This is a genomic window from Angustibacter aerolatus (assembly GCF_054776675.1).
The window spans coordinates 1-21,523 of the sequence record NZ_BAAHBM010000061.1 but is presented as its reverse complement, the minus strand read 5'-3'; the positions used below and the strand labels follow the sequence as shown (position 1 = coordinate 21,523).

At 73.7% G+C, this 21,523-nt stretch carries 19 protein-coding genes and 1 pseudogene; 7 read left to right on the top strand and 13 right to left on the bottom strand.

Annotated features, from left to right (window positions below):
• From ACYVI6_RS13540 to ACYVI6_RS13515, 6 genes and pseudogenes are all read right to left on the bottom strand, one after another.
• The coding region (locus ACYVI6_RS13540) for a M48 family metalloprotease (RefSeq protein WP_460446878.1) at window positions 1-952 on the bottom strand (952 nt) is incomplete at its 3' end.
• Entirely contained in the window at window positions 949-2,454 is a 1,506-nt protein-coding gene (locus ACYVI6_RS13535) for a hypothetical protein (protein ID WP_460446877.1), read from the bottom strand. The genes ACYVI6_RS13535 and ACYVI6_RS13540, both read right to left, overlap by 4 nt.
• A gap of 52 nt (window positions 2,455-2,506) precedes the next feature.
• Window positions 2,507-2,698 carry a hypothetical protein gene (locus ACYVI6_RS13530; protein WP_460446876.1) on the bottom strand — a complete coding sequence of 64 codons (192 nt, stop codon included), beginning with the start codon at window positions 2,696-2,698 and terminating at the stop codon, window positions 2,507-2,509.
• Window positions 2,699-2,804: 106 nt separating this feature from the next.
• Window positions 2,805-4,073 (bottom strand): ferredoxin reductase domain-containing protein, encoded by a 1,269-nt coding sequence (locus ACYVI6_RS13525; RefSeq protein WP_460446875.1) that lies wholly within the window; start codon window positions 4,071-4,073, stop codon window positions 2,805-2,807.
• Window positions 4,070-4,354, bottom strand: a complete 285-nt coding sequence (locus ACYVI6_RS13520) for an AMP-binding enzyme (protein ID WP_460446879.1) — start codon at window positions 4,352-4,354, stop codon at window positions 4,070-4,072. Before ACYVI6_RS13520 ends, ACYVI6_RS13525 begins: the two co-directional genes overlap by 4 nt.
• Before the next feature lie 189 nt (window positions 4,355-4,543).
• Window positions 4,544-5,731, bottom strand: a pseudogene (locus ACYVI6_RS13515) (AMP-binding protein); the annotation flags it as partial.
• A gap of 236 nt (window positions 5,732-5,967) precedes the next feature.
• Here ACYVI6_RS13515 and ACYVI6_RS13510 point away from each other — a divergent pair.
• Together ACYVI6_RS13510 and ACYVI6_RS13505 are read left to right on the top strand one after the other, a co-directional pair.
• Window positions 5,968-7,767 (top strand): DEDD exonuclease domain-containing protein, encoded by a 1,800-nt coding sequence (locus ACYVI6_RS13510; RefSeq protein ID WP_460446874.1) that lies wholly within the window; start codon window positions 5,968-5,970, stop codon window positions 7,765-7,767.
• A 64-nt stretch (window positions 7,768-7,831) separates the two neighbouring features.
• On the top strand, window positions 7,832-8,110 hold the full coding sequence (locus tag ACYVI6_RS13505) for an Lrp/AsnC family transcriptional regulator (RefSeq protein WP_460446873.1): 279 nt from the start codon (window positions 7,832-7,834) through the stop codon (window positions 8,108-8,110).
• Between the two features lie 10 nt (window positions 8,111-8,120).
• Here ACYVI6_RS13505 and ACYVI6_RS13500 read toward each other — a convergent pair whose 3' ends face one another.
• The 3 genes from ACYVI6_RS13500 to ACYVI6_RS13490 are packed head-to-tail and all read right to left on the bottom strand — an operon-like array spanning window position 8,121 to window position 10,089.
• A complete protein-coding gene (locus tag ACYVI6_RS13500; RefSeq protein WP_460446872.1) occupies window positions 8,121-8,555 on the bottom strand; it encodes a YdeI/OmpD-associated family protein in 435 nt (144 codons plus the stop codon).
• Window positions 8,552-9,628 (bottom strand): anthranilate phosphoribosyltransferase, encoded by a 1,077-nt coding sequence (gene trpD, locus ACYVI6_RS13495; RefSeq protein WP_460446871.1) that lies wholly within the window; start codon window positions 9,626-9,628, stop codon window positions 8,552-8,554. The genes ACYVI6_RS13500 and trpD overlap by 4 nt, the downstream gene beginning before the upstream one ends.
• Window positions 9,629-9,660: 32 nt before the next feature.
• Complete coding sequence (locus ACYVI6_RS13490) at window positions 9,661-10,089, bottom strand: response regulator transcription factor (RefSeq protein WP_460446870.1); 429 nt, start codon at window positions 10,087-10,089, stop codon at window positions 9,661-9,663.
• A 203-nt stretch (window positions 10,090-10,292) separates the two neighbouring features.
• Between ACYVI6_RS13490 and ctaE the strand changes: the two genes are divergently transcribed.
• The 4 genes from ctaE to qcrB all read left to right on the top strand — a co-directional run bounded on the left by ctaE (window position 10,293) and on the right by qcrB (window position 14,631).
• A complete protein-coding gene (gene ctaE, locus ACYVI6_RS13485; RefSeq protein WP_460446869.1) occupies window positions 10,293-10,886 on the top strand; it encodes an aa3-type cytochrome oxidase subunit III in 594 nt (197 codons plus the stop codon).
• 109 nt (window positions 10,887-10,995) lie between these two features.
• A complete protein-coding gene (gene qcrC / locus ACYVI6_RS13480; protein ID WP_460446868.1) occupies window positions 10,996-11,799 on the top strand; it encodes a cytochrome bc1 complex diheme cytochrome c subunit in 804 nt (267 codons plus the stop codon).
• Window positions 11,800-11,830: 31 nt separating this feature from the next.
• The gene (qcrA, locus tag ACYVI6_RS13475) at window positions 11,831-12,976 is read left to right on the top strand and encodes a cytochrome bc1 complex Rieske iron-sulfur subunit (protein WP_460446867.1); all 1,146 of its coding nucleotides are present in this window, start codon (window positions 11,831-11,833) and stop codon (window positions 12,974-12,976) included.
• The gene (gene qcrB, locus ACYVI6_RS13470) at window positions 12,973-14,631 is read left to right on the top strand and encodes a cytochrome bc1 complex cytochrome b subunit (RefSeq protein WP_460446866.1); all 1,659 of its coding nucleotides are present in this window, start codon (window positions 12,973-12,975) and stop codon (window positions 14,629-14,631) included. Before qcrA ends, qcrB begins: the two co-directional genes overlap by 4 nt.
• A gap of 1,585 nt (window positions 14,632-16,216) precedes the next feature.
• Here qcrB and ACYVI6_RS13465 read toward each other — a convergent pair.
• From ACYVI6_RS13465 to ctaC, 4 genes are all read right to left on the bottom strand, one after another.
• Entirely contained in the window at window positions 16,217-17,449 is a 1,233-nt protein-coding gene (locus tag ACYVI6_RS13465) for a L,D-transpeptidase (RefSeq protein WP_460446865.1), read from the bottom strand.
• Window positions 17,450-17,676: 227 nt separating this feature from the next.
• Entirely contained in the window at window positions 17,677-18,078 is a 402-nt protein-coding gene (locus tag ACYVI6_RS13460) for a cytochrome c oxidase subunit 4 (RefSeq protein ID WP_460446864.1), read from the bottom strand.
• A 3-nt stretch (window positions 18,079-18,081) separates the two neighbouring features.
• Window positions 18,082-19,866, bottom strand: a complete 1,785-nt coding sequence (gene ctaD / locus ACYVI6_RS13455; RefSeq protein ID WP_460446863.1) for an aa3-type cytochrome oxidase subunit I — start codon at window positions 19,864-19,866, stop codon at window positions 18,082-18,084.
• The gene (gene ctaC, locus ACYVI6_RS13450) at window positions 19,863-20,735 is read right to left on the bottom strand and encodes an aa3-type cytochrome oxidase subunit II (protein ID WP_460446862.1); all 873 of its coding nucleotides are present in this window, start codon (window positions 20,733-20,735) and stop codon (window positions 19,863-19,865) included. Before ctaC ends, ctaD begins: the two co-directional genes overlap by 4 nt.
• 135 nt (window positions 20,736-20,870) lie before the next feature.
• Between ctaC and ACYVI6_RS13445 the strand changes: the two genes are divergently transcribed.
• The coding region (locus ACYVI6_RS13445; protein WP_460446861.1) for an aminotransferase class V-fold PLP-dependent enzyme at window positions 20,871-21,523 on the top strand (653 nt) is incomplete at its 3' end.

The window sequence follows — 21,523 nt, the reverse complement described above, 5'->3', positions numbered from 1 at the left end:
TGGCGAGCAGCGCCGGCGTGCCGGCGGCGGCGACCGCGTCGAGGGCGGTGCCGGTGCGCACGTCGTGGTGGCCGACGTGCCCGTGCTCGTGCGCGACGACCAGGTCGACCTCGCGGGGCGACGCGCCGCGCAGCAGGGTGTCGTAGACGACGAGGCGCCGGGTGCCGCCCAGGCCCGACACGTAGGCGTTCTCGGCGGTGGTGCGGCGCGAGGCGTCGGCGACGAGCACGTCGCGGATCGGCACCCCCGCGCGGTCGGCGAGCTGCAGCAGCTGCGTGCGCTGCGGTCCGGCGGCGAGCGGCCGGAAGTGGTTGGCGAGCGGCTCGACGAGCACCGGGTACAGCGCCGACCCCGCGACGGCGAGCACCGCCGCCAGGACCGCGGCGGGCGCCCACCACCACGTCCGCCACCGGCGGGCCAGCGCGACGCCCAGCAGCAGCAGGAGCGCGGTGACGACGGCGGTGACCGCCCACGAGCGGACGACGTCGACCACCCAGCCGCCCCAGTGCTGGGTCGAGAGCCCGTACCGGCGCAGCACCCGCTCGGCGGCGACGCTGCACGGCAGGCCCACGACGACCGGCGCCAGGCTGAGCACCAGCACGCCCGCCACCACCTGCACCGGCCAGCCGCCGGGCAGCCGGCGCCCCAGCGCGCCGACGACCCGCGCCCCGGCACCCGAGAGGCCGAGCCACACCACGACGGCGAGCTGCAGCAGCGTGCGCGGGTAGGTCCACACCCGCAGGTCGGCGTGGAAGGCGGTGTCCCGGGCGAGCTGCCCGGCCGTGAAGTCCGACAGCGGCAGCGGGCGGACGGTGGGTGCGCCCGCGCCCAGCACCGACCACGGCACGAGCACCGCGGCCAGCACCATGAGCAGCACCAGCAGCACGCCGAGCACCGCGACCGGGGCCCAGCGGGCGGCCCGGCCCTGGTCCGATCGCGGTGCCTGCCTCACGCGGCGAGGGTGCGCAGGTACCGCACCCACACGGTGGTGAAGCGGCGCTCGCTGGTCCCCAGCTGCGAGCGGAACGCCGCCTCGAGCTGCTGGTCGGGGTGCGTGTCGCCGTGGTCGGGGGCGGTGGCCGCAGCCCGGTAGAGGTCGACCAGCCGCTGCTCGCCGTAGGTGTCGGCCAGCAGGGCGCAGGCCAGGTACGCGGCCGAGTACGACGGTGCGATCGTCGTCTGCTCGGGGTCGAAGTCGGCGGCGTCCGGCAGCGCCTTCGGTCCCCTGCCGGCGCGCACCAGCGCCAGCACGTCGTCCGACGCCGCGCGGCGCGAGACGCCGGTGCCGCGGTACCCGACGTAGTCGGCGAAGCCCTCCGACAACCAGATCGGCACCGTCGACGTCGTCGACGCCCGGACGGCGACGTGCGTGAGCTCGTGGGTGAGCACCACGCGGCGGCCGATCGGACCCAGGCGGGCGAAGGCCGACGGGTTCACCACCACCCGGTCGTTGTGCTCGCGCGCCCGGGCGGCGGGCGTGCCACCCAGGTCGCCGGTGGTCACGGCGGCGACCTGCGACAAACCGCTCGTGCCACGCAGCAGCAGCCGGCCGAACTCGCGCTGCGTGCGCGGTGCCAGCACCACGACCCGGCGCGGCCACGAGCCGCCCCACAGCCGACCCACCCGCTGCACGGCACGGTCGGCCTCGGCCGCGTCGTCGCGCAGCGCGCCCTCGGACGCGGTGCCCAGCACCAGCACGTGGTCGCCGCGGACCACCCGCACCCGTCCGAGGTCCCACGGCTGCGGCGCGCTGCCGCCGTCGGTGTCGCCGGCCAGCACCCAGCCGGAGGCGCGCTGCACCACGGTGAGGTACTGCTCGGCATAGGACGGGCTGGTGTCGAAGCCCCGCAGCCGGTGGCCGACCAGCACCCGCGCGACCCACGCCGGCCCGCCGAGCTCGGCCCGACGGGACGCCGACAGCGTGCCGCCGGTGCCCGTCACGCGGTAGGTCCAGTCGGCGAAGGGCACGTCGCGCAGGTTGCCGAACACGGTGCGCTGACGATCGCGGAAGCCGCGCTCGCCCGGGTCGACGGTGGCCAGCCAGGTCGCCGCGTCGTGCTCCAGCACGGCGGTCCGACGCTTCGCCAGCAGCGCCCGCAGCGCCTGCGTGCGCTCGGCCTCGCTCTGCCCGCTCGCGGCGTCCAGACCCGTGCGCGCCGGTGCCGCCAGCGAGCCGTCGGTGGTCACGGAGACGGTCGGGGTCGCCCCCTGCCCGGCGGGAGCTCGGTCGCCGGCCCGGTGCCCGGCCACCACGGTGGCCACCACCGCGAGGGCGACCAGACCGCTCGTCAGGCCCAACGCACCGGCCGTGCCCCGACCGCGTCGGTGCCGGTGCGGCGACCGACCCGAGGCCGGAGCGGACGGCGGGCCGGGCGGCTCGTGCGCACCAGGGTGCGGCACGCCGGGCCCGCCGTCGAGGGGCGCGCGCGGCGTCCCGTCGTCCGTCGCGCTCACGCCGTCATCGTAGGTGGCGGCGCGAGCCGACGTGGCCGGACGGACGCACCGCTCAGCCGGTGGCCCGGCGCAGCCGCAGCGGGGGCACCAGGCCCGAGCCGGCCAGCGCCCCGATCGCGGCCTGCTCGGCCCGGTCCAGCTCGACGCCCTCGGGGGGCGCACCCAGCAGCACCGTCACGACGCAGTCGCCGCACGCCCGGCCCCGCACCTCGCAGCCGTCGCAGTCGATGTGCACGGCGATCACCTCCGTCCCGTCGGCCGGCGGGGTGCCGGCCTGTCCTGACGGACGCTAGAGGGAGGGTCCGACAACCGGCACCGACCGGCTGCGGCAGGCCCCCGGCGGGGTCCGCTCAGCTGTCCCAGGTCGGGCTGAGCACCACCAGGCCGGCGCGGCGCACGTGCCGGTCGAGACGCAGCGACAGCGACCGGTTCGTGACCGTGGTCACCGCCTCCGCGCCCAGGGCGTGGGCGACCCGCACCACCAGGGCCCCGACGTCGGGCTTGCCCTCGACCGCGGTGTCGACGACCACGGCGTCCGGCGCCAGGCGGCGGACCTCCGCCAGCAGCGCGACCCCGTACGTCTCGGCCGGTGACCTGGTGACCCACACCAGGCGGAACGGCACCGGGGGGCGGTGCAGGAACGCCAGCGCCGGCCCGATGCCCGACCCGGTGGCCAGCACGACGACCGAGGAGAACATGCGGGTCGCCGGGCCGGTCGCCGGGCCGGGCAGGCTGCGCATCCACAGCGCGCCGGGCGGGGCGTCGATCAGGTCCGACGTCCAGTCGCCGGCGCGGGCCACGACGAACCGCCAGCCCGGACCGCCGTCGCCGTCGACGTTCACGAACGAGTGCCGCTGGCCGAACGGCGTCCGCGACCACTTGGTGGCCGACGGGCCGGGCCACGGCCGGCCGTCTGCGCGCCGGATCAGCGCGACGTGCCCCGACGGCGTCGTGACCTCGACCGGCACCCGTCGCACCGTGAACAGCGGATAGAGCACGAGCGCCGCGACCACCACCGTCTTGACCCACACCGCCGGGCCGGCCGTCGGCAGGGCCGCGACCTCGGCCCACAGCAGGACGGCGAGCACGGGCGGCGCGCCGACGTGCACCAGGTCGAACAGGTCGTGTCGCCGGCGACGCAGCGCGGGCAGCGAGGTGACGACGAGCAGCAGCTGGACGACGAGCGGCGCGGCGGCCATCGCCAGCTCGCCGGTCGACGACGTCCCGACCGCGAACGGCAGCGCGACCGCCCACGCCGTCGCCGCCACGGACCAGCCGGCGTGCAGGCCACCGGAGGAGAACAGCCAGCAGGCGAGGGCCCGCGCCCAGAACGGCCAGGTGGGCGGCACCCTCGCCAGCAACCAGTAGATCGCGCGGGCGAGGAGACGGTCGCGGACGACGACGACGTTGAGCAGCGCCGTCGCGAGCCCGGCGACCACGGTGCCGCGGTCGAGCGACTGCGGCGCGAGGAGGCCCCCGACCACCTGCGCGCCCCCGGCGACCATCCCGACGAGCACGAACGCGGTGTAGGGCCGGACGACGTCGCCCAGCACCAGCCGCCGTCCCCAGCCGGGGACGGCGTGCCGGGCCGCGCTCGGACGCCGGGCGAGGACCGTCACGCGCCGACGGGCGTCGGTCGGGCGGCTGCGGCCACCAGCGCGGCGCCCCGCTCTCGCAGCACCGAGCGCAGCACCTTGCCGTTGGCGTTCACCGGCAGCGCGTCGACGACCTCGAGGAACGCCGGCACCTTGTACCGGGCGATGCGGCCGCGGCAGCGGGCCCGCACCTCGTCGAGCGTCAGCTCGGGGTGCCCGGGTGCCTGCGCGACCCACAGCATCACCTGCTCGCCGAGCAGGTCGTCCGGCACCCCCACGACCTCGGCGTCGACGACGTCCGGCATCGCGACGAAGAACTCCCGCAGCTCGTCGGGCGCGATCTTCTCCCCGCCGCGCACGATGACGTCGCGCAGCCGACCGAGGATGCGCACGTCCCCCGTCGGGTCCTGCACGGCGAGGTCGCCGGTGCGCAGCCAGCCGTCGGCGCCCAGCACCTCGGCCGTCGCCTCGGGCTGACCCCGGTAGCCGAGCATCGTCGGGTAGCCGCGCAGCTGCAGCTCGCCCCGCTCGCCGCGGCCGAGCACGTCCCCCGTCGTGGTGTCGACGACCCGCACCTCGACGCCCGGGACGGCCAGCCCCGCCGTGCCGACCCGGCGCTCCGGCGGCATCCAGGTGCGGCCCGTCGTGGGCGCCCCGCCGACCTCCGTCATGCCCCAGGCCTGCAGCACGTCGGGCAGGTGCAGGTCGCGCACGACGCGCTCCATCACCGACGGGCTGACCGCCGAGGCACCGCAGATGCCGGTGCGCAGGCTGGTGAGGTCGAACCCGTGATCCTGCTGCACGGCGAGCAGGCTCAGGAACATCGTCGGCGCGCCGTGCAGCACGGTGCAGCGCTCGCGCTCGACGGTCTCCAGGACGCGTTCGGCGTCGAAGGACGGCCCGGACAGCACCATCGCACCACCTCGGCATACGGCCGGCAGCACGCACTGCGCGAGCATGAAGACGTGGCCGAAGCCGGTCGAGACGCAGTACCGGTCGCGCTCGTCGCAGTGCAGCAGCGCCGAGCTCGTCCACGCCCCGGTGACCAGGCTGCGCGCGGGCAGCACGACCGCCTTGGGGCGCCCCGACGTGCCGGAGGTGAACAGGATCACGGCGGGGTCCTCGACCTCGACGGCGGCGCTGCGACGGTCGACCTCGACGGGGTCGACGTCGTCGGCGCGGGCCAGCAGCGCCCGCCACGCCGGCTCGCCGACCACCACGACGCGCGGCGGCTCGGGCAGCTCGTCGGCGACGGCACGGGCGACGCCCGCGAAGTCGGTGGTCTTGTAGGGCTCCCGGGTGAACAGGTGGGTCGCGCCGACCAGCCGCAGGCCGTGCTCCAGCTCCCTCGAGCCGTACGACGGGTCGAACGACACCGTGACCGCCCCGACCCGGGCGACCGCCAGCATCAGCAGCACCCACTCCGGCTGGCAGGTCGTTCAGAGCGCGACGCGGTCGCCGGGTCGGACGCCGTCGGCCACGAGCGCCCGCGCGAACCGGTCGACGTCGGCGCCGAGCTGCGACCACGTCCACCGGCGGCGGCCGGCGACGTCCACGAGGGCGTCGCGAGCCCCCCAGCGGCGCACCGTGTCGGCGAGCGTCGCCGGGACGGTGTCGCCGACGAACGGCTCCGGGTCGTGCGACCTGCCCGGTTCGCCCACCGCGACCCAGCCGTCTGACATCATGACAACCTCCGCAACTGTGTTGGTGGTGCAACCCTAAGGTTTCCTCCGGGAACGCGCGAGAGGGTCGGCGCGCGCGGTCCCCGGGCGGTCCGGGCGAGGCGAGCCGGGCGACCGTCGGGAACGGCTCGGGCCGCCTCGACGGCTCCCGCGTGACGTCGCTCACGGGGTCGGCCGCACCCGCGGATCGGAGCGCCTCTCCGGCGTTGTCGGTGGGCCGTCCTACCGTCTGCTGCGTGAGACCGGTCCAGGGAACGCTCGACGAGCTCGGCACGCCGCTGGCGGACGTCGAGTTCGTCGTCGTCGACCTCGAGACGACCGGTGGCTCGGCGGCCGACTGCGGCATCACCGAGGTGGGCGCCGTGCGGGTGCGCGGCGGTCAGGTGCTCGGTGAGTTCCAGACCCTCGTGCACCCCGGCGAGCCGATCCCGCCGTTCATCCAGCTGCTCACCGGCATCACCGACGGCATGGTCGCCTCCGCGCCGCCCATCGAGTCGGTGCTGCCGGCGTTCCTCGAGTTCGCCCGCGGCGCGGTGCTGGTGGCGCACAACGCGCCGTTCGACATCGGCTTCCTCAAGGCCGCGGCGGCGCGCTGCGGGCACCCCTGGCCGGGCTTCGCGGTCGTCGACACGGTGCACCTCGCGCGGCAGGTCGTCACCCACGACGAGGTGCCCAACCGCAAGCTGGGCACGCTGGCGCGGCTGTTCGGCGCCGCCGTGACCCCCGACCACCGGGCGCTGCACGACGCGCAGGCCACGGTCGACGTGCTGCACGCGCTGCTCGAGCGGGTCGGGTCGCTCGGCGTCCACTCGCTCGAGGAGCTGATGACCTACACCGCCCGGGTGTCGGCCGCGCAGCGCCGCAAGCGGTGGCTGGCCGAGGGGCTCCCCCACGCGCCCGGCGTCTACGTCTTCCGCGGCGCCCGCGACGAGGTGCTGTACGTCGGCACCTCGCGCGACCTGCGCACCAGGGTGCGCACGTACTTCACCGCCTCCGAGCACCGGACGCGGATGGGCGAGATGGTCGGGCTCGCCGAGCGCGTCGACCCGGTCGTCTGCGAGACCGCGCTGGAGGCGCAGGTGCGCGAGCTGCGGCTGATCGCCGAGCACAAGCCGCGCTACAACCGCCGCTCGCGCCACCCCGAGCGCGCACCGTGGATCAAGCTGACAGACGAGCCCTACCCCCGGCTGTCGGTGGTCGCGTCGGTGCGCGACGACGGCGCGACGTACCTCGGCCCGTTCCACGGCCGGCGCACCGCCGAGCTCGCGGTCGACGCCCTGCACGAGGTCTTCGCGCTGCGCCAGTGCACCCGGCGGATGGGTCGGCGAGGTGGGGGCGGCGCCTGCGCGCTGGCCGGGATGGGGCGGTGCAGCGCGCCGTGCGTCACCGCCGCCGACGACGCCACCCGCGCCGACGGCGAGGAGCGGTACGCCGCGGTCGTGCACCGGGCCCGCCGGGCCATGTCCGGCGACTGCCGCGAGCTGACCGGGCGGCTGCAGGAGCGCATCGGCCAGCTGTCGGGCGACGAGCGGTTCGAGCAGGCGGCGACGGTGCGCGACCGCCTGCTCACGGTGGTGCGGGCCGCCGCGCGCACCCAGCGGCTCGGCTCGCTCGCCGGCTGCCCCGAGATCGTCGCGGCGCGACGGCGCGACCTCGACGCCGGCGGCGGCTGGGAGCTGGTGCTGGTGCGGCACGGGCGCTTCGCCGGCACCAGCGTCGCGCCCCGCGGCGCCGACCCGTGGCCCTACGTCGACGCGCTGCGCGCCACCGGCGAGGTTGTGCAGCCGCCGCTGCTGCCCGCGCCGTCGGCGACCGCCGAGGAGGCCGAGCTGGTGCTGCGCTGGCTCGAGCAGGACGGCACCCGCCTGGTGGTCGTCGAGGGCGAGTGGAGCTGCCCGCTGCACGGGGCGGGCGGCGAGCGCTGGCGCCTCGAACCGGTCGAGCGCTCGCTGCGGCAGGGCGTCGTCGGCTTCGACGAGCCCGGGGTGCGCGGCGGTGGCTGGCGTCGCGGTGGCCAGGCCCGCGCCACCGGCTGAGCCGCGCCGGCGCTCGTCGTCGTCGAGGGGCCGCGGGGTCGCCGTCCGCGGGTAGGCTGCCGCCGTGATCACCGCGATCGTCATGGTGCAGGCCGAGGTCAGCCGCATCCCCGAGGTGGCGCAGGCCATCGCCGACCTCGACGGCGTCAGCGAGGTCTACTCGGTGACCGGCGGCGTCGACCTGGTGGCGATGGTGCGGGTGCGCGAGCACGAGCAGCTGCACGAGGTGATCGCCGACCGGTTGAACAAGGTCGAGGGCGTGGTCGGTACGACCACCCACATCTCGTTCCGCGCCTACTCGCAGCACGACCTCGAGGCGGCGTTCTCCCTGGGCTTCGAGTAGCCCGCGCGGATCAGCCGCGCAGCTGGTCGAGCACCTTCGCCAGCCGGCGCTGCCGGGTCGCCTCGGCCTTGGCCGACTCCAGCTGGCGCACGGCCTCCTTGCGGGCCGAGGGAGCCAGCGCGTCGAAGCGCTCACGCAGCCCGGGCTCGGCGCCCAGCGCCGTCAGCAGGTCCTCCGGCAGCTCGACGGTGCGCGGCGCCGCGTCGACCACCAGCTCGACCACGACGTCGTCACCGGCCGCCACCCCCGCCGCGTCACGGTGCTCCTTGGCGAGCGGCACGAGGGTGCGCCCGCCCATGACGCCGGTGGTGCTGCGGTACGTGTACCCGTTCACCGTGACGACCACCGCGGTGCGCCGGCCGCCGAGCTCGGCCACCACGTCGTCCGGCACCGGCAGCCCGGTCGCGCTGCCGCCGCCCGACAGCACCTGCGTCGTGAACCTCATGCGCGGCTCCTCGTGGCGTCGACCCAGCGGGTGAGCACCGCGGCGGCGGAGCCCGAGTCGACCGAGTCGGCGGCGCGCTGCAGCCCCTTGCGCTGCACCTCGGCCAGCGCCGCGTCGTCGCCCGGCGCCGACGCCGACCCGTCGAGCAGGCGGACGGCGGCGAGCGCGGCCGCCGCGTTCAGCAGCACCGCGTCGCGGATCGGCCCGGTGGCCCCGCCCAGCACGTCGCGCACCACCTGGGCGTTGTGCGCCGCGTCGCCGCCGCGCAGCTGCTCGAGCCCGGCGGCCGGCACACCCAGCTGCGCCGGGTCGAGCACCAGCGGCCGCACCGCGTGCTCGTGCGCGAGCCAGACGTGCGACGGCCCGGAGGTCGTCAGCTCGTCGAGGCCGTCGTCGCCGAGGAACACCAGCGCGCTCGCGCCGCGGTCGGCCAGCACGCCCGCGACCAGCGGCGCCATCCGCGCGTCGGCCACCCCGACGGCCGCGGCCGTCGGCTGCGCGGGGTTGGTCAGCGGCCCCAGGAAGTTGAAGGCGGTGGCGACGCCCAGCCCGCTGCGCACGGCGGCGGCGTGCCGCATGGCCGGGTGGAACAGCCCGGCGAAGCAGAAGGTGATGCCCGCCTCGGCCGCGACGGCCGCGACGTCCGCCGGGCGCAGGTCGAGCCGCACCCCCAGCGCCTCGAGCACGTCGGCCGAGCCGCACGCGCTGCTCGCGGCCCGGTTGCCGTGCTTGACCACCAGCTCGCCGCTGCCGGCCACCACGAGCGCGGCCATCGTCGAGATGTTCACGGTGTGCGCCCGGTCGCCGCCCGTGCCGACCACGTCGACCGCTGCGCCCGGCACCTCGATGGGCACCGCGTGCGAGAGCATCGCGCGCACCAGACCGGTGAGCTCCTCGACGTCCTCGCCCTTGGCGCGGAGCGCGACCAGGAACCCGGACAGCTGCACGGGGCTCGCCGCGCCGATCATCACCTGGTCCATGGCCCAGGCCGACTGCGCGCTGGTCAGGGACGCACCGGCGAGCAGCTGCTGCAGCAGGCCGCTCCACGTCGGGGCGGGGGCAGAGGTGTCCACGTCGGTCCTCACGGCGGCCACGCGCCGGCTGTTCAGCCGGCGACGACGACGCGCGCGAGCTCGCCGACGGCGCGCGCGACCGCGGCGGGGTCGAGCGGGTGCGGCACGGCGTTGTCCGCCAGCGACCAGGCCGCCAGCCAGGAGTCCTGCGGGCGCCCGGTCAGCACCAGGATCGGCGGGCAGCGGAAGATCTCGCTCTTCAGCTGCCGGCACAGTCCCAGCCCACCGACCGGCGACGCCTCGCCGTCGAGCACCACGACGTCGATCCCGCCCGCGTCCAGCGCCGTGATCACCGCCGTGGAGGTGGCGCACTCGAGGTACTCGACCCGCGGCAGGTCGGACGCCGGGCGCCGGCCGACCGCCATGCGCACGGCCTCGCGCACGGTGACGTCGTCGCTGTAGACCAGCACCTTCAGGGTGCTGGTCGAGCCGGCCTGGTCGGCGTCGTGCGTCGCGCTCATGCCTGTCAGTTCCTCGGGTCGATCGGGGGCCCTGCGGGCTCGTCCCGGCGAGCGTACCGGGCGGTGGCGCGGGGGGTCGCTCGCCCCGCCCGGCGCGATCGACGACCCGCCGGGACCCGACCGCCCCGGTGTCACCGCTCTGGTCCATACTGCAGAGCGTGGCGACGACAGCAGCAGTCGAGACGGGCCCGACCCACGCGGTGGTGAGCCGTCCCAACATGGCCTCGGTGGGCACCATCGTGTGGCTCTCCAGCGAGCTCATGTTCTTCGCGGGCCTGTTCGCGATGTACTTCTCGATCCGGTCCGTGGTGCCCGAGCAGTGGGTCACCGGCCCCGAGAAGCTCAACGTGCCGTTCTCGGCGGTCAACACGCTCGTCCTGGTGATCAGCTCCGTCTGGTGCCAGCTCGGTGTCTGGAAGGCCGAGCAGTTCCAGCCGGGCCGCACCGGCAGCCTGCTGCAGCTCAAGCAGTGGGGCATGCGCGAGTGGTACGCGCTGACGTACCTCTTCGGAGCGGTCTTCGTCGCCGGCCAGGTCTACGAGTACGCGAGCCTCGTGCACGAGGGCCTGAAGATCAGCACCGACGGGTACGGCTCGGTTTTCTACCTGACGACCGGCTTCCACGGCCTGCACGTCACCGGCGGCCTCATCGCCTTCCTGCTGATCATCGGCCGCTCGTTCGCCGCCCGCCGATTCGGTCACGCCGAGGCCACCGGCGCGATCGTGACGTCCTACTACTGGCACTTCGTCGACGTCGTCTGGATCGGCCTGTTCGCCACCATCTACCTGCTGCAGTGAGCCCCAGCCCGACGCCCCCCGGCCCCCCGGCCGCCGACCGCGCCACGACCTCGCTGGTGCCAGGCGGCCGACGTAGGCTCGGACCACCGCACGAGACGAGGACCCGCACGTGACCGCTCTTGCCGCCCGACGGCGCTCCCCACTGGCCCTGGCGATCCTGATCGCCCTGGGTCTGCTGGTGACCGGTGCTGCCTACGCGGCGCTGGCTCCGCAGCAGGCGCAGGCGTCGACCGCGACCACCGACGACGTCGCCCAGGGCAAGCAGCTCTTCCTGGCCAATTGCGCCACCTGCCACGGGCTGAACGCCCAGGGCGCGCAGCCCGACAAGGAGGGCCAGGTCGCCGGTCCGAGCCTCATCGGCGTCGGGGCCGCGTCCGTCGACTTCCAGGTCGGCACCGGTCGCATGCCGTTGGCGGCGCAGGGCCCGCAGGGTCCCGACAAGCCGGCCGTGTTCACCCAGGAGCAGACCCGCCAGCTCGCGGCCTACGTCGCCTCGCTCGGCCCGGGCCCGGCCATCCCCGCCGGCGAGTACACCGACGACTCGCAGGGCAACGCCGCGACCGGTGGCGAGATCTTCCGCGTCAACTGCGCCATGTGCCACAACTTCGCCGGTGCCGGCGGCGCCCTCACGCAGGGCAAGTACGCCCCCTCCCTCGAGGGCAGCAGCGGCAAGCACATCTACGAGGCGATGCTCACCGGACCGCAGTCCATGCCGGTGTTCAACGACGCCAACATCAGCCCCGAGCAGAAGCGCGACGTCATCGCCTACCTGAAGACGGTGCAGCGCGAGCCCAGCGAGGGCGGCGCCCAGCTCGGCAAGCTCGGTCCGGTGACCGAGGGCCTGTTCGCCTGGATCGTCGGCATCGGCGCCCTCATCGGCTGCGCCGTCTGGCTCGGGTCGAAGGCCGCCTGACATGACCGAGCACGAGCACGACGGAGCACAGATGAGCGACGAGACCACCGACGCCCGGCAGGCCGACGCCACGTACGGCCCGGGGGGCGAGGTCGGGCTGCACCGCGAGCAGAGCAGCGAGCTCACCGGCCGTACGGGCGCGTCCGGCGACGGCACCATCCGACGCGCCGAGCGGCTCGAGGGGTCGACGGCGGCCCCCACCCTCTTCGAGAACCCCGGACTGCCGGCGCACGTGCACCGCATGGCCGACACCGACCCGCGGGCTGCCAAGCGGGCCGAGCGCCAGGTCGCGGCCATGTTCTTCCTGTCGATGGTCGCCACGCTGCTGTTCCTGGTGTCCTACTTCGCGGTCGACCCCGACACGCGCACGTTCGTGCCCCTCATCGGCCCGACGAAGCTGCAGAACCTGCTGCTCGGGCTGGGTCTCGGCTTCGCCCTCTTCTTCATCGGCATCGGTGCGGTCCACTGGGCCAAGACGCTGATGCCCGACGAGGAGGTCGTCGAGGAGCGGCACCCCATCCGCAGCGACGACCACGCCCGCGCCGAGACGGTGCGCACGGTCATGGCAGGCGCCGAGGCCAGCGGCATCAAGCGCCGGCCGCTGATCAAGATGACGCTGGGCGGTGCGCTCGGTCTCTTCGGGCTGCCGTTCATCGTGGCGCTGCGCGACCTGGGCCCGCTGCCGGGCGACCGGCTGTCCAAGACGATGTGGAAGGCGCAGACGCGCCTGGTGAGCGACCCCGAGCTGGCCCCCATCAAGGCCGAGGACGTCACCATCGGCTCGGTCTTCCACGTGATGCCCGAGGGCATCGACAAGGTGCCCGACCGTCTCGAGCAGCGGGCGAAGGCCGCGGTGCTGCTCATGCGCCTCGACCCGGCCGACATCAAGTCCCAGAAGGAGCTCAGCTGGGGCTACGAGGGGATCGTCGCCTACTCCAAGATCTGCACCCACGTGGGGTGCCCGGTGGGTCTGTACGAGCAGCAGACGCACCACCTGCTCTGCCCCTGCCACCAGTCGACGTTCGACGTCACCGACGACTGCAAGGTCATCTTCGGACCCGCCCACCGCAACCTGCCGCAGCTGGCGATCACGGTGGACGCCGAGGGCTACCTGGTCGCCAAGCAGCCCTTCCGCGAGGCCGTGGGCCCCAGCTTCCCTGAGCGAGGACACCGATGAGCGAGACCAAGATGTCGCCGGCGGGCAAGGCCGCCAGCTACGTCGACGAGCGAACGGGCGCCGCGAAGGCGGTGTCGTACGGCCTGAAGAAGGTCTTCCCGGACCACTGGTCGTTCATGCTCGGCGAGATCGCGATGTACAGCCTGATCATCCTGCTGCTCACCGGCACGTTCCTGACGTTCTGGTACGTGCCGTCGGTGGGGTCGACCGTCTACGACGGCTCGTACCTGCCGCTGCGCGGTGTCGAGATGTCGGAGGCCTACGCCTCGACGGTCGGCATCTCGTTCGAGGTGCGCGGCGGCCTGCTGATCCGGCAGATCCACCACTGGTCGGCGCTGCTCTTCGTGGCCTCGATCGCGGTGCACATGTTCCGGGTGTTCTTCACCGGCGCCTTCCGCAAGCCGCGCGAGATCAACTGGGTCATCGGCCTGGTGCTGGCGCTGCTGGCGCTGATCGAGGGCTTCGCCGGCTACTCGCTGCCGGACGACCTGCTCTCCGGCACCGGCCTGTCGTTCGCCCGCGGCATGATCCTGTCGATCCCCATCGTGGGTTCGTACATCTCCTCGTTCGTCTTCGGCGGCGACTACCCCGGCGAGTCGCTCATCCCGCGGCTCTACACGGTCCACATCCTGCTGATCCCGGCCATCCTGGTGATCCTGTTCACCGTGCACGTCGGCCTGGTGGCGCTGCAGCGGCACACCCAGTACCCCGGCCCGGGCAAGACGGAGAAGAACGTCGTCGGCTTCCCGGTCATGCCGGTGTACGCGGCGAAGGCCGGTGGCTTCTTCTTCATCGTCTTCGGCGTCACCGTCCTGCTCGCGGCGGTCGCCACGATCAACCCGATCTGGGCCTACGGACCGTACGACCCCTCCCCCGTCACCGCGGGTTCGCAGCCCGACTGGTACATGGGCTGGCTCGAGGGGGCGATCCGGATGCTGCCCGGCTGGCTCGAGTTCCAGGTGTTCGGCTGGACGTTCAGCTTCAACATCGCGCTCGGCGGCCTGGTGCTGCCCGGCATCGTGACGATGCTGGCGATCTTCTACCCGTTCATCGAGGCGTTCGTGACGGGTGACAAGCGCGAGCACCACCTGCTCGACCGCCCGCGCAACGCCCCGACCCGCACCGGGCTCGGCGCCATGGCCATCACCTTCTACTGCCTGCTCTGGGCAGGTGGCGGCAACGACCTGCTCGCGACGCACTTCGGGATGTCGATCAACGACATCACCCGCTCGCTGCGCATCCTGGTCTTCGTGGTCCCGCCGCTGGTCTTCGTGGTCACGAAGCGCATCTGCCTCGGCCTGCAGCGCCGCGACCGCGACCTGGTGCTGCACGGTCGGGAGAGCGGGCGCATCGTGCGACTGCCCCACGGTGAGTTCATCGAGGTGCACGACCCGCTGACGCCCGAGCAGGCCTGGCCGCTGGTGCAGCACGACTCGCACCGTCCGCTGCCGGCGCCGCAGACGGTCGACGCGAACGGCGTGCGCAGCCCCGGTGGCCGCCTGCAGGCGATCCGCGCCCGCATGTCGTCCTTCTGGTTCGAGGACCGCGTCGAGCCCGTCACCCCCGACGAGCTCGCCGCCGCCCACAGCCACGGGGCCCACGACGCGCTGACTGCCGACGACCACGAGGTGAAGGCCGTCACCAGCAGCCACTGAGCACGCACTCACGACGCCCGGCCCGAGCACCCGCTCGGCGCCGGGCGTCGTCGCGTCCGGCCCGCTGCAGTCGGCACGTGCCGGTGGCGTGACCTGGGCCTGCCCCTAGTCCCCTGGTCCCCGTCGGGGGCCGCAGCCAGCAGACGGCTCGGCGGCTGGTCCCGGCTGACGGTTCCCGACCGGCGGTCATGGTCTGCTGGTCTCGGTCAGCGCGCCGCAGTCGCACGTCGCGATCAGCGCGTCCGCTGGGTGCGGCGGACGCGTCCCTGTCGGAACCGTGCGCCAGCCGCACCCCACGGCCTCCCCACCTCGGGCAGGCCAGACGCACCGCGCCGCGCCCGCCGTGTACCCCCTGCACGCCGTCGCCGGCACCCTGCCGCGCACTGCACCGGTGAGACCCGCGCACCCTGACTACTCCCCGGGCCGGCTCCTTGGACCCTGTGGGCGCTCAGGCGCGCCGGCCCGTGTCGAGCCTCGGCCCGGCGCGGACAGCCCGTTGCGGCACAGGAGCCTCGACGAGCCATCCCCCATTCCGAGGCAGCAGCAGCCCACCCGCCTGACGAGCGCGCCGGCAGCGAAGGGTCGGTGAGGACACCCACCGGAGGCAGCGCCAGCTGATGAGGGACCCTCCGGGGTGGCGCGACTCAGTGAGGGCCTGCCGAAGGCAGCGCAACCAGGTGCGCGGGCCCGCTGCAGGGCAGCGCAACCCGATGCGGAGACCGGCCGGTGACGACGCAACCAGGTGCGGGCCCGCCCGAGGCAGTACGACCGGGCGACGGAACCGGCCGCGGGTAGGGCGACCTCGTCACGGGGCACGTCAGCGGCGGCGCGACCTGATGACCGATCCCGCCGCCAGCAGCGCACCGCGGTGCCGGAGCTTAGCCGCAGGCAGGAAGCCCGGTGGCTGGACCGCCACAGTGACGCGACCTGGGGCCGGAGCGTCTGTGCGGCAGAGGGCCCGGCGCCTGGGCCCGCCGCGGCGCGACCTGCGTCAGAACCCGCCGCAGGCAGCGCGACCAGGCGTCACAACCCCCGGAAGCAGCCCGACGTGGTGACGGAGCACCTGGGCAGCAGAGCGGCGGAATGACCGAGCGCGATGGCCTGACGCCGTCGCGCCGGCCTCGGGCCCGGGTGCCGTGCGCCGGGTGGCTCGGCGACGCACGAAGCCCCCGATCGTGGCATCGGCCCAGGCAGCGGCCGTTGCCACGACGCGGGCAGCTCGGAGCGCAGTCGACTCGTGAGGTGTCGCGTCCCGTCTTGGCCCGTGGTGGCGCTGGCGAAGCCGCCCGCGGGGCGCCGCGCGGCCCGAGCCGGTGTGGTGGCCGACCCGAGCCGCGCGGTGCGGCCCGCCCCGCGCGTGCCGCGGCACCAGCCTGTCCGACTCCCCCGCCGCTGTGGGCAACGCGATGTCGTTGATCGCCGAAACGCACGTCACGGGACGCCCACGCCGGTGCTTGGTCAGCGGCAGCACGAGCCACCGCGGTGCCGGTCCCGAGGCGCGGACGTCCCGCTGAGGCCTACCAGACCGAGGCCGTGCGATCCCAGGCGCACGGCCCCGGGGGCCTACCCTGCGGCAGCGGTCGGGTCAGGCGAGGGCGGAGTGCTTGGCCCAGCTGGCCAGGCTCATGTTCCACATCGTGTAGCCGTTGTACGACTCGAGGCCCCGGTTCGAGCCGACGTACTTCACGACGTCGCCCATCTTGGAGCGGTCGAAGAGCCACTTGGCGTTGGCGGTGCTCATGCCCGTGCAGCCGTGGCTCACGTTCGCGTGGCCCTGCGAGCCGACCGACCAGGGAGCGGCGTGCAGGAACTCACCGCTCCACGTCACGCGCATCGCGTACTTCACCTTGACGTTGTAGTACTCGGGGTCGCTCTTCTTCAGGCCGGTCGTCTCGGCGTTCATCTGCCGCTCGCTCTCGCGGCTGAGGATGACCTTGATGCCGTTGCGGGTGCGGAAGCGCGGCGCGTCCTTGCCCGTGGTCACGGGCATCGTGCGGATGACCTTGCCGTTCTTGCGCACCGTGATGGTGTGCTTGTCGACGTCGACGGTGCTGATCATCGACGAGCCGATGGTGAAGGTCGTCTTCGCGTTGCGGGCCGTCCACACGCCGTCGCGGGTCTCCGTGCCGGCGATCGGCGCGTCGATCGTGACCTTGGTGCCCGGCTTCCAGTACCCCTTGGGGCGCCAGATGAGCTGGCGGGCGTCGAGCCAGCCCCACGAGCCCTCGACCTTCGGCGACGTCGTGACCGTGACCTTGCGCTCGACGTCGGCCTGCTTGTCGGCGTCGACCAGACCGGCGAACTGCACGACGGCCGGCATGCCCACGCCCACCTCACCCGAACCGGAGGGCAGCAGGGCGAAGTCGGCGGTGTCCTTCGGGGTGATGGTCTTCAGCTTGACCGTCTTCGACACCGACTGCTTCGCGGCGTTCTCGGCGGTGGCCCGCACCGTGTAGGTGCTCTTGACGGCCAGCGCGTCGGTCGCGGTCCAGGTGGCCCGGTCGTCGCTGAACGCGCCGTCGACGGCACGGCCCTCGCCGTCCTCGACCGTGACGTCGGTCAGCGTGCCGCCCGAGGCGGTGACCTCGACCTTCTGGTCGGGACGCACCTTCTTGCTGCCGCCGGGGGTGATGCTCAGCGACGCCGGCTCGGCCTGGGGCGCGGACGACGTCGAGGACGCGGACGACGAGCTGGAGGCATCGCCGGCGGGCGAGGCGCCGGTGGAGGCGTCCTGACAGGCTGCGGCGCCGAGCACGACGGCGAGCGCTGCGGCGCAGGTGGTGGCGGTGCGCCGCAGACGGCGTGCGGACGTGCTCATGCAGGACTCCCCGATCGCGTCGACGGCGGACGCGTCGTCCACGGGACCTGTCGGGGTCGCCGGCGGTGTCGCGGCCACGAACAGTCTACGTGATGCACGGGCGAGGGCCCATGGTCTCGCCGCAGCCGGAGAGTCTGGGAACAGGCTGGACGCGCGGCCCGTCGGAGGGGCCGCGCGTCCAGGATGCGCAGGGTCGGCCGGCGGCAGGGCCGCGGCCGGACGTCGGCTCAGTGCGCGTGCGCCCCGCGCCAGTACTCGAAGACCCAGCCGACGAGCGCCAGGGCGCCCAGGCCGACACCGAGCAGCGAGAGCCACCAGCCGACGGCCATGCCGGTGAAGACCACGGCGCCGGACAGCGCCAGCGGCAGCGGCCACCAGCTGTGCGGGCTGAAGAAGCCGTACTCGCCGGCGGCGGCCTCGACCGGCGCGGTCGGGTCGTCCTCGGGGCGGGGGTCGATGTGGCGTGCGGTGAAGCGCAGGTACCAGCCCACCATGAGCGCCAGCAGCCCGGTGAGGAACAGCCCGGTCGGGCCGACCTCCTCGGTCCAGTGCGTCAGGAACCCGTAGACGATGCCGACGGGCACGAAGAAGAAGACGCCGGCTCCGAAGAGCCAGGACTCGGCCTTCATGGGTCAGTCCTCCTTGCCGTGGCCGTTGCCGCCGCCGATGCCACCGGTGGTGGTCGCGGTCCCCTGGTCGTCGATGTCGGGCTCGCCGTAGAGGTGGTCGAGCACCGACTTGTCGGCGGTCGGCGCGTCGTGCGCCGCGACGTCGGGGTGGTGCAGGTCGAACGCGGGGCGCTCGGAGCGGATCCGCGGCAGCGTCACGAAGTTGTGCCGCGGCGGCGGGCAGGAGGTCGCCCACTCGAGCGAGCCGCCGTAGCCCCACGGGTCGTCGACCTCGATGAGCGGCGCCGTGCGCCAGGTCTTCCACACGTTGTAGAGGAACGGCAGCGTCGAGGCGCCCAGCAGGAAGGCGCCGAACGTCGACACCTGGTTCATCGTCGTCAGGCCCTCGCCCGGCAGGTAGTCGGCGTACCGACGCGGCATGCCGTCGACGCCGATCCAGTGCTGGATGAGGAACGTGGTGTGGAAGCCGATGAACAGCATCCAGAAGTGCACCTTGCCGAGCTTCTCGTCGAGCATGCGGCCGGTGAACTTCGGCCACCAGAAGTAGAAGCCGGCGAACATCGCGAAGACGACCGTGCCGAACACGACGTAGTGGAAGTGCGCCACCACGAAGTAGGTGTCGGACAGGTGGAAGTCGAGCGCCGGGCTGGACAGGATGACGCCGGTCAGGCCGCCGAAGAGGAACGTGATCAGGAAGCCGATCGACCACAGCATCGGGGTGTCGAACGTCAGCTGGCCGCGCCACATCGTGCCGATCCAGTTGAAGAACTTCAGGCCGGTCGGCACCGCGATGAGCATCGTGGTGAACGCGAAGAACGGCAGCAGCACCTGGCCGGTGACGTACATGTGGTGCGCCCACACCGTGACCGACAGCGCCGCGATCGCGATGACCGCGAAGACCATGCCCTTGTAGCCGAAGAGCGGCTTGCGGCTGAACACGGGCAGGATCTCGCTGATCATGCCGAAGAACGGCAGGGCGATGATGTAGACCTCGGGGTGCCCGAAGAACCAGAACAGGTGCTGCCACAGCATCGCACCGCCGTTGGCCGCGTCGAAGACGTGCGCACCCATCTGCCGGTCGGCTCCGAGCACCAGCAGCGCGGCCGCCAGCACCGGGAAGGCCATCAGCACCAGCACGCTGGTGATCAGCACCGTCCAGGTGAACATGGACATGCGGAACATCGTCATGCCCGGGGCGCGCATGCAGATGATCGTGGTGATGAAGTTGACGGCGCCGAGGATGGTGCCGAAGCCGCTCAGCGCCAGACCGAAGATCCACAGGTCGGCGCCGACACCGGGCGAGTAGGCGACGTCGGACAGCGGCGAGTACGCCGTCCAGCCGAAGGCCGCGGCGCCCGCCGGGGTGAGGAACCCGCCGGCGGCGATGAGCCCGCCGAACAGGTACAGCCAGTAGGCGAACATGTTCAGCCGCGGGAACGCGACGTCCGGCGCGCCGATCTGCAGCGGCATGAGCGCGTTGGCGAAGCCGGCGAACAGCGGTGTCGCGAACAGCAGCAGCATGATCGTGCCGTGCATGGTGAAGAGCTGGTTGTACTCCTCGCCGTTGCGCACGACCTGCAGCCCCGGCTGGAAGAGCTCGGCGCGGATGAGCAGCGCGAGCAGGCCACCGATCATGAACCAGACGAAGCTGGTGATGAAGTACAGGTTGCCGATGACCTTGTGGTCGGTCGTCGTCGCCCAGCGCACCACGGTGCGGCCCAGGGTCGGCCGCGAGGGGGCGACCCAGTCGGCCTCGCGGAAGAGCGGGGTGGAGGCGGTGGCGGTCACGACGTGCTCCCGACGCTGGGGATCTGGTCTCGCTGGTTGGGCTCGAGGCCGCTCTGGTTCAGCGTGTTGGGCAGCTGACCCTCGCGGCCGCTCGCCTTGAGCTGCGCGATGTGCTGGTCGTACTCGGCCTGCGGCACGACGTGGACCTCGAACAGCATCTGGTAGTGGTACTGGCCGCACAGCTCGGCGCACTTGCCGATGAAGGTGCCGGTGCGGTCCGGCCGGACCTGGAACTCGTTGACCCGGCCGGGGATCGTGTCCATCTTCATGAGGAAGGCGGGCACCCAGAACGAGTGGGCGACGTCGCGCGAGGTCAGGTAGAAGCGGGTGACGCGGTCGACCGGCAGGTAGAGGTCGGGCAGGTCGGCCTGCGTGACCTCCTGGCCGTTGCCCGGGTCGGTCTCGACCTGGCGGGTCGACTCGAAGGCGTTGTTGGTGACGTAGTTGAAGTCCCAGCCCCAGCGCTTGCCCATGACGTTCACGACGTTGTCGGACGGGGTGCTGGTGCTCACCAGCACGCTCTCGTCGCGCTGCGTGTAGAAGAACAGCACGCCCACCATGAACAGCGGGATGACCGTGTAGAGGATCTCGATCGGCAGGTTGTACCGCAGCTGGTCGGGCAGCTCGGTGTCGTGCTTGCGCTTGCGGTAGGCGACGACGCACCAGATCGTCAGGCCCCACACGACGACGCCGACGGCGAGCGCGGCGATCCAGGAGCCGTTCCAGAGCGAGGTGACCCGCTCGGACTCGGTCGTCGCGCCCTCGGGCAGGAACCCGCGCGAGGCGCTGCCGGAGCAGCCGGTGAGCGCGAGCAGCGCACCCGCGGCGAGCGCACCGGCCACCACCGGACGACGACGCTGCCGTCGCACGTGACGGCGTGGAGCAAGAGGCGGCACGGCACACCTTTCGACTGACGGACCAGGCAGGGGGACCCCGCCCGAGACGGTCCAAACCTACCGCAGGGCCTGCGAGAGACCAGGGCAGGGTCGGGCTACCGTTTCGCCGTGGCGCAGGGACCCGGGACGCCGGACGAGGGCGTGCGACGGCGGGTGCTGGACGCCGCGTCGCCGCCCCTGTCGGCGGCCGCCCGCGAGGCCTACCTCGGCGCCCTCGACGAGGGCTGGGCCGACCCCCGGCGGCTGCACGCGGAGGGCCGGCGCGCCCGCGCGCTGCTCGACGGCGCGCGCGAGGCGGTGGCCTCGGTGGTGGGCGTGCTGCCGGCCGAGGTCGCGTTCACCCCGAACCCCACCGTCGCGCTGCACACCGGGCTGCGCGGGCTGCTGCACGGCCGCCGGCGCGCCGGGGCCGGGCTGGTGCTGTCGGCCGTCGAGCACTCCGCGCTGCTGCACACCGGGCAGTGGCACGAGGCGGCGGGCGGCGGCACGACCCTCGTCGAGGTCGACCGCCTGGGGCGCGTCGACGTGGAGGCCTTCGTCGCGGCCGCCGGTTCCCCCGGCGTCGCGGCGGCCGCCCTGCAGGCGGCGAACGGCGAGGTGGGCACCCGGCAGCCGGTCGACGACGTGCCGGGCCGCGTCGGCGTCGCGCACAGGGTGCGGGCCGCGGGCGTCCCCCTGCTGGTCGACGCGACGTCGACGCTCGGCCGCGACGCGGTGCCCGCCGGCTGGGACGTGCTGGTCGGCGCGGCCCGCGCCTGGGG

Coding starts and splice junctions, on each gene's coding strand:
- ACYVI6_RS13520 (WP_460446879.1), bottom strand. CDS start 4,354: ATGCCGGACGTCGTCGACGCCGAGGTCGTGGGGGTGCCGGACGACCTG.
- ACYVI6_RS13500 (WP_460446872.1), bottom strand. CDS start 8,555: ATGAGGTTCACGACGCAGGTGCTGTCGGGCGGCGGCAGCGCGACCGGG.
- ACYVI6_RS13490 (WP_460446870.1), bottom strand. CDS start 10,089: ATGAGCGCGACGCACGACGCCGACCAGGCCGGCTCGACCAGCACCCTG.
- qcrA (WP_460446867.1), top strand. CDS start 11,831: ATGAGCGACGAGACCACCGACGCCCGGCAGGCCGACGCCACGTACGGC.
- qcrB (WP_460446866.1), top strand. CDS start 12,973: ATGAGCGAGACCAAGATGTCGCCGGCGGGCAAGGCCGCCAGCTACGTC.
- ACYVI6_RS13465 (WP_460446865.1), bottom strand. CDS start 17,449: ATGAGCACGTCCGCACGCCGTCTGCGGCGCACCGCCACCACCTGCGCC.
- ACYVI6_RS13460 (WP_460446864.1), bottom strand. CDS start 18,078: ATGAAGGCCGAGTCCTGGCTCTTCGGAGCCGGCGTCTTCTTCTTCGTG.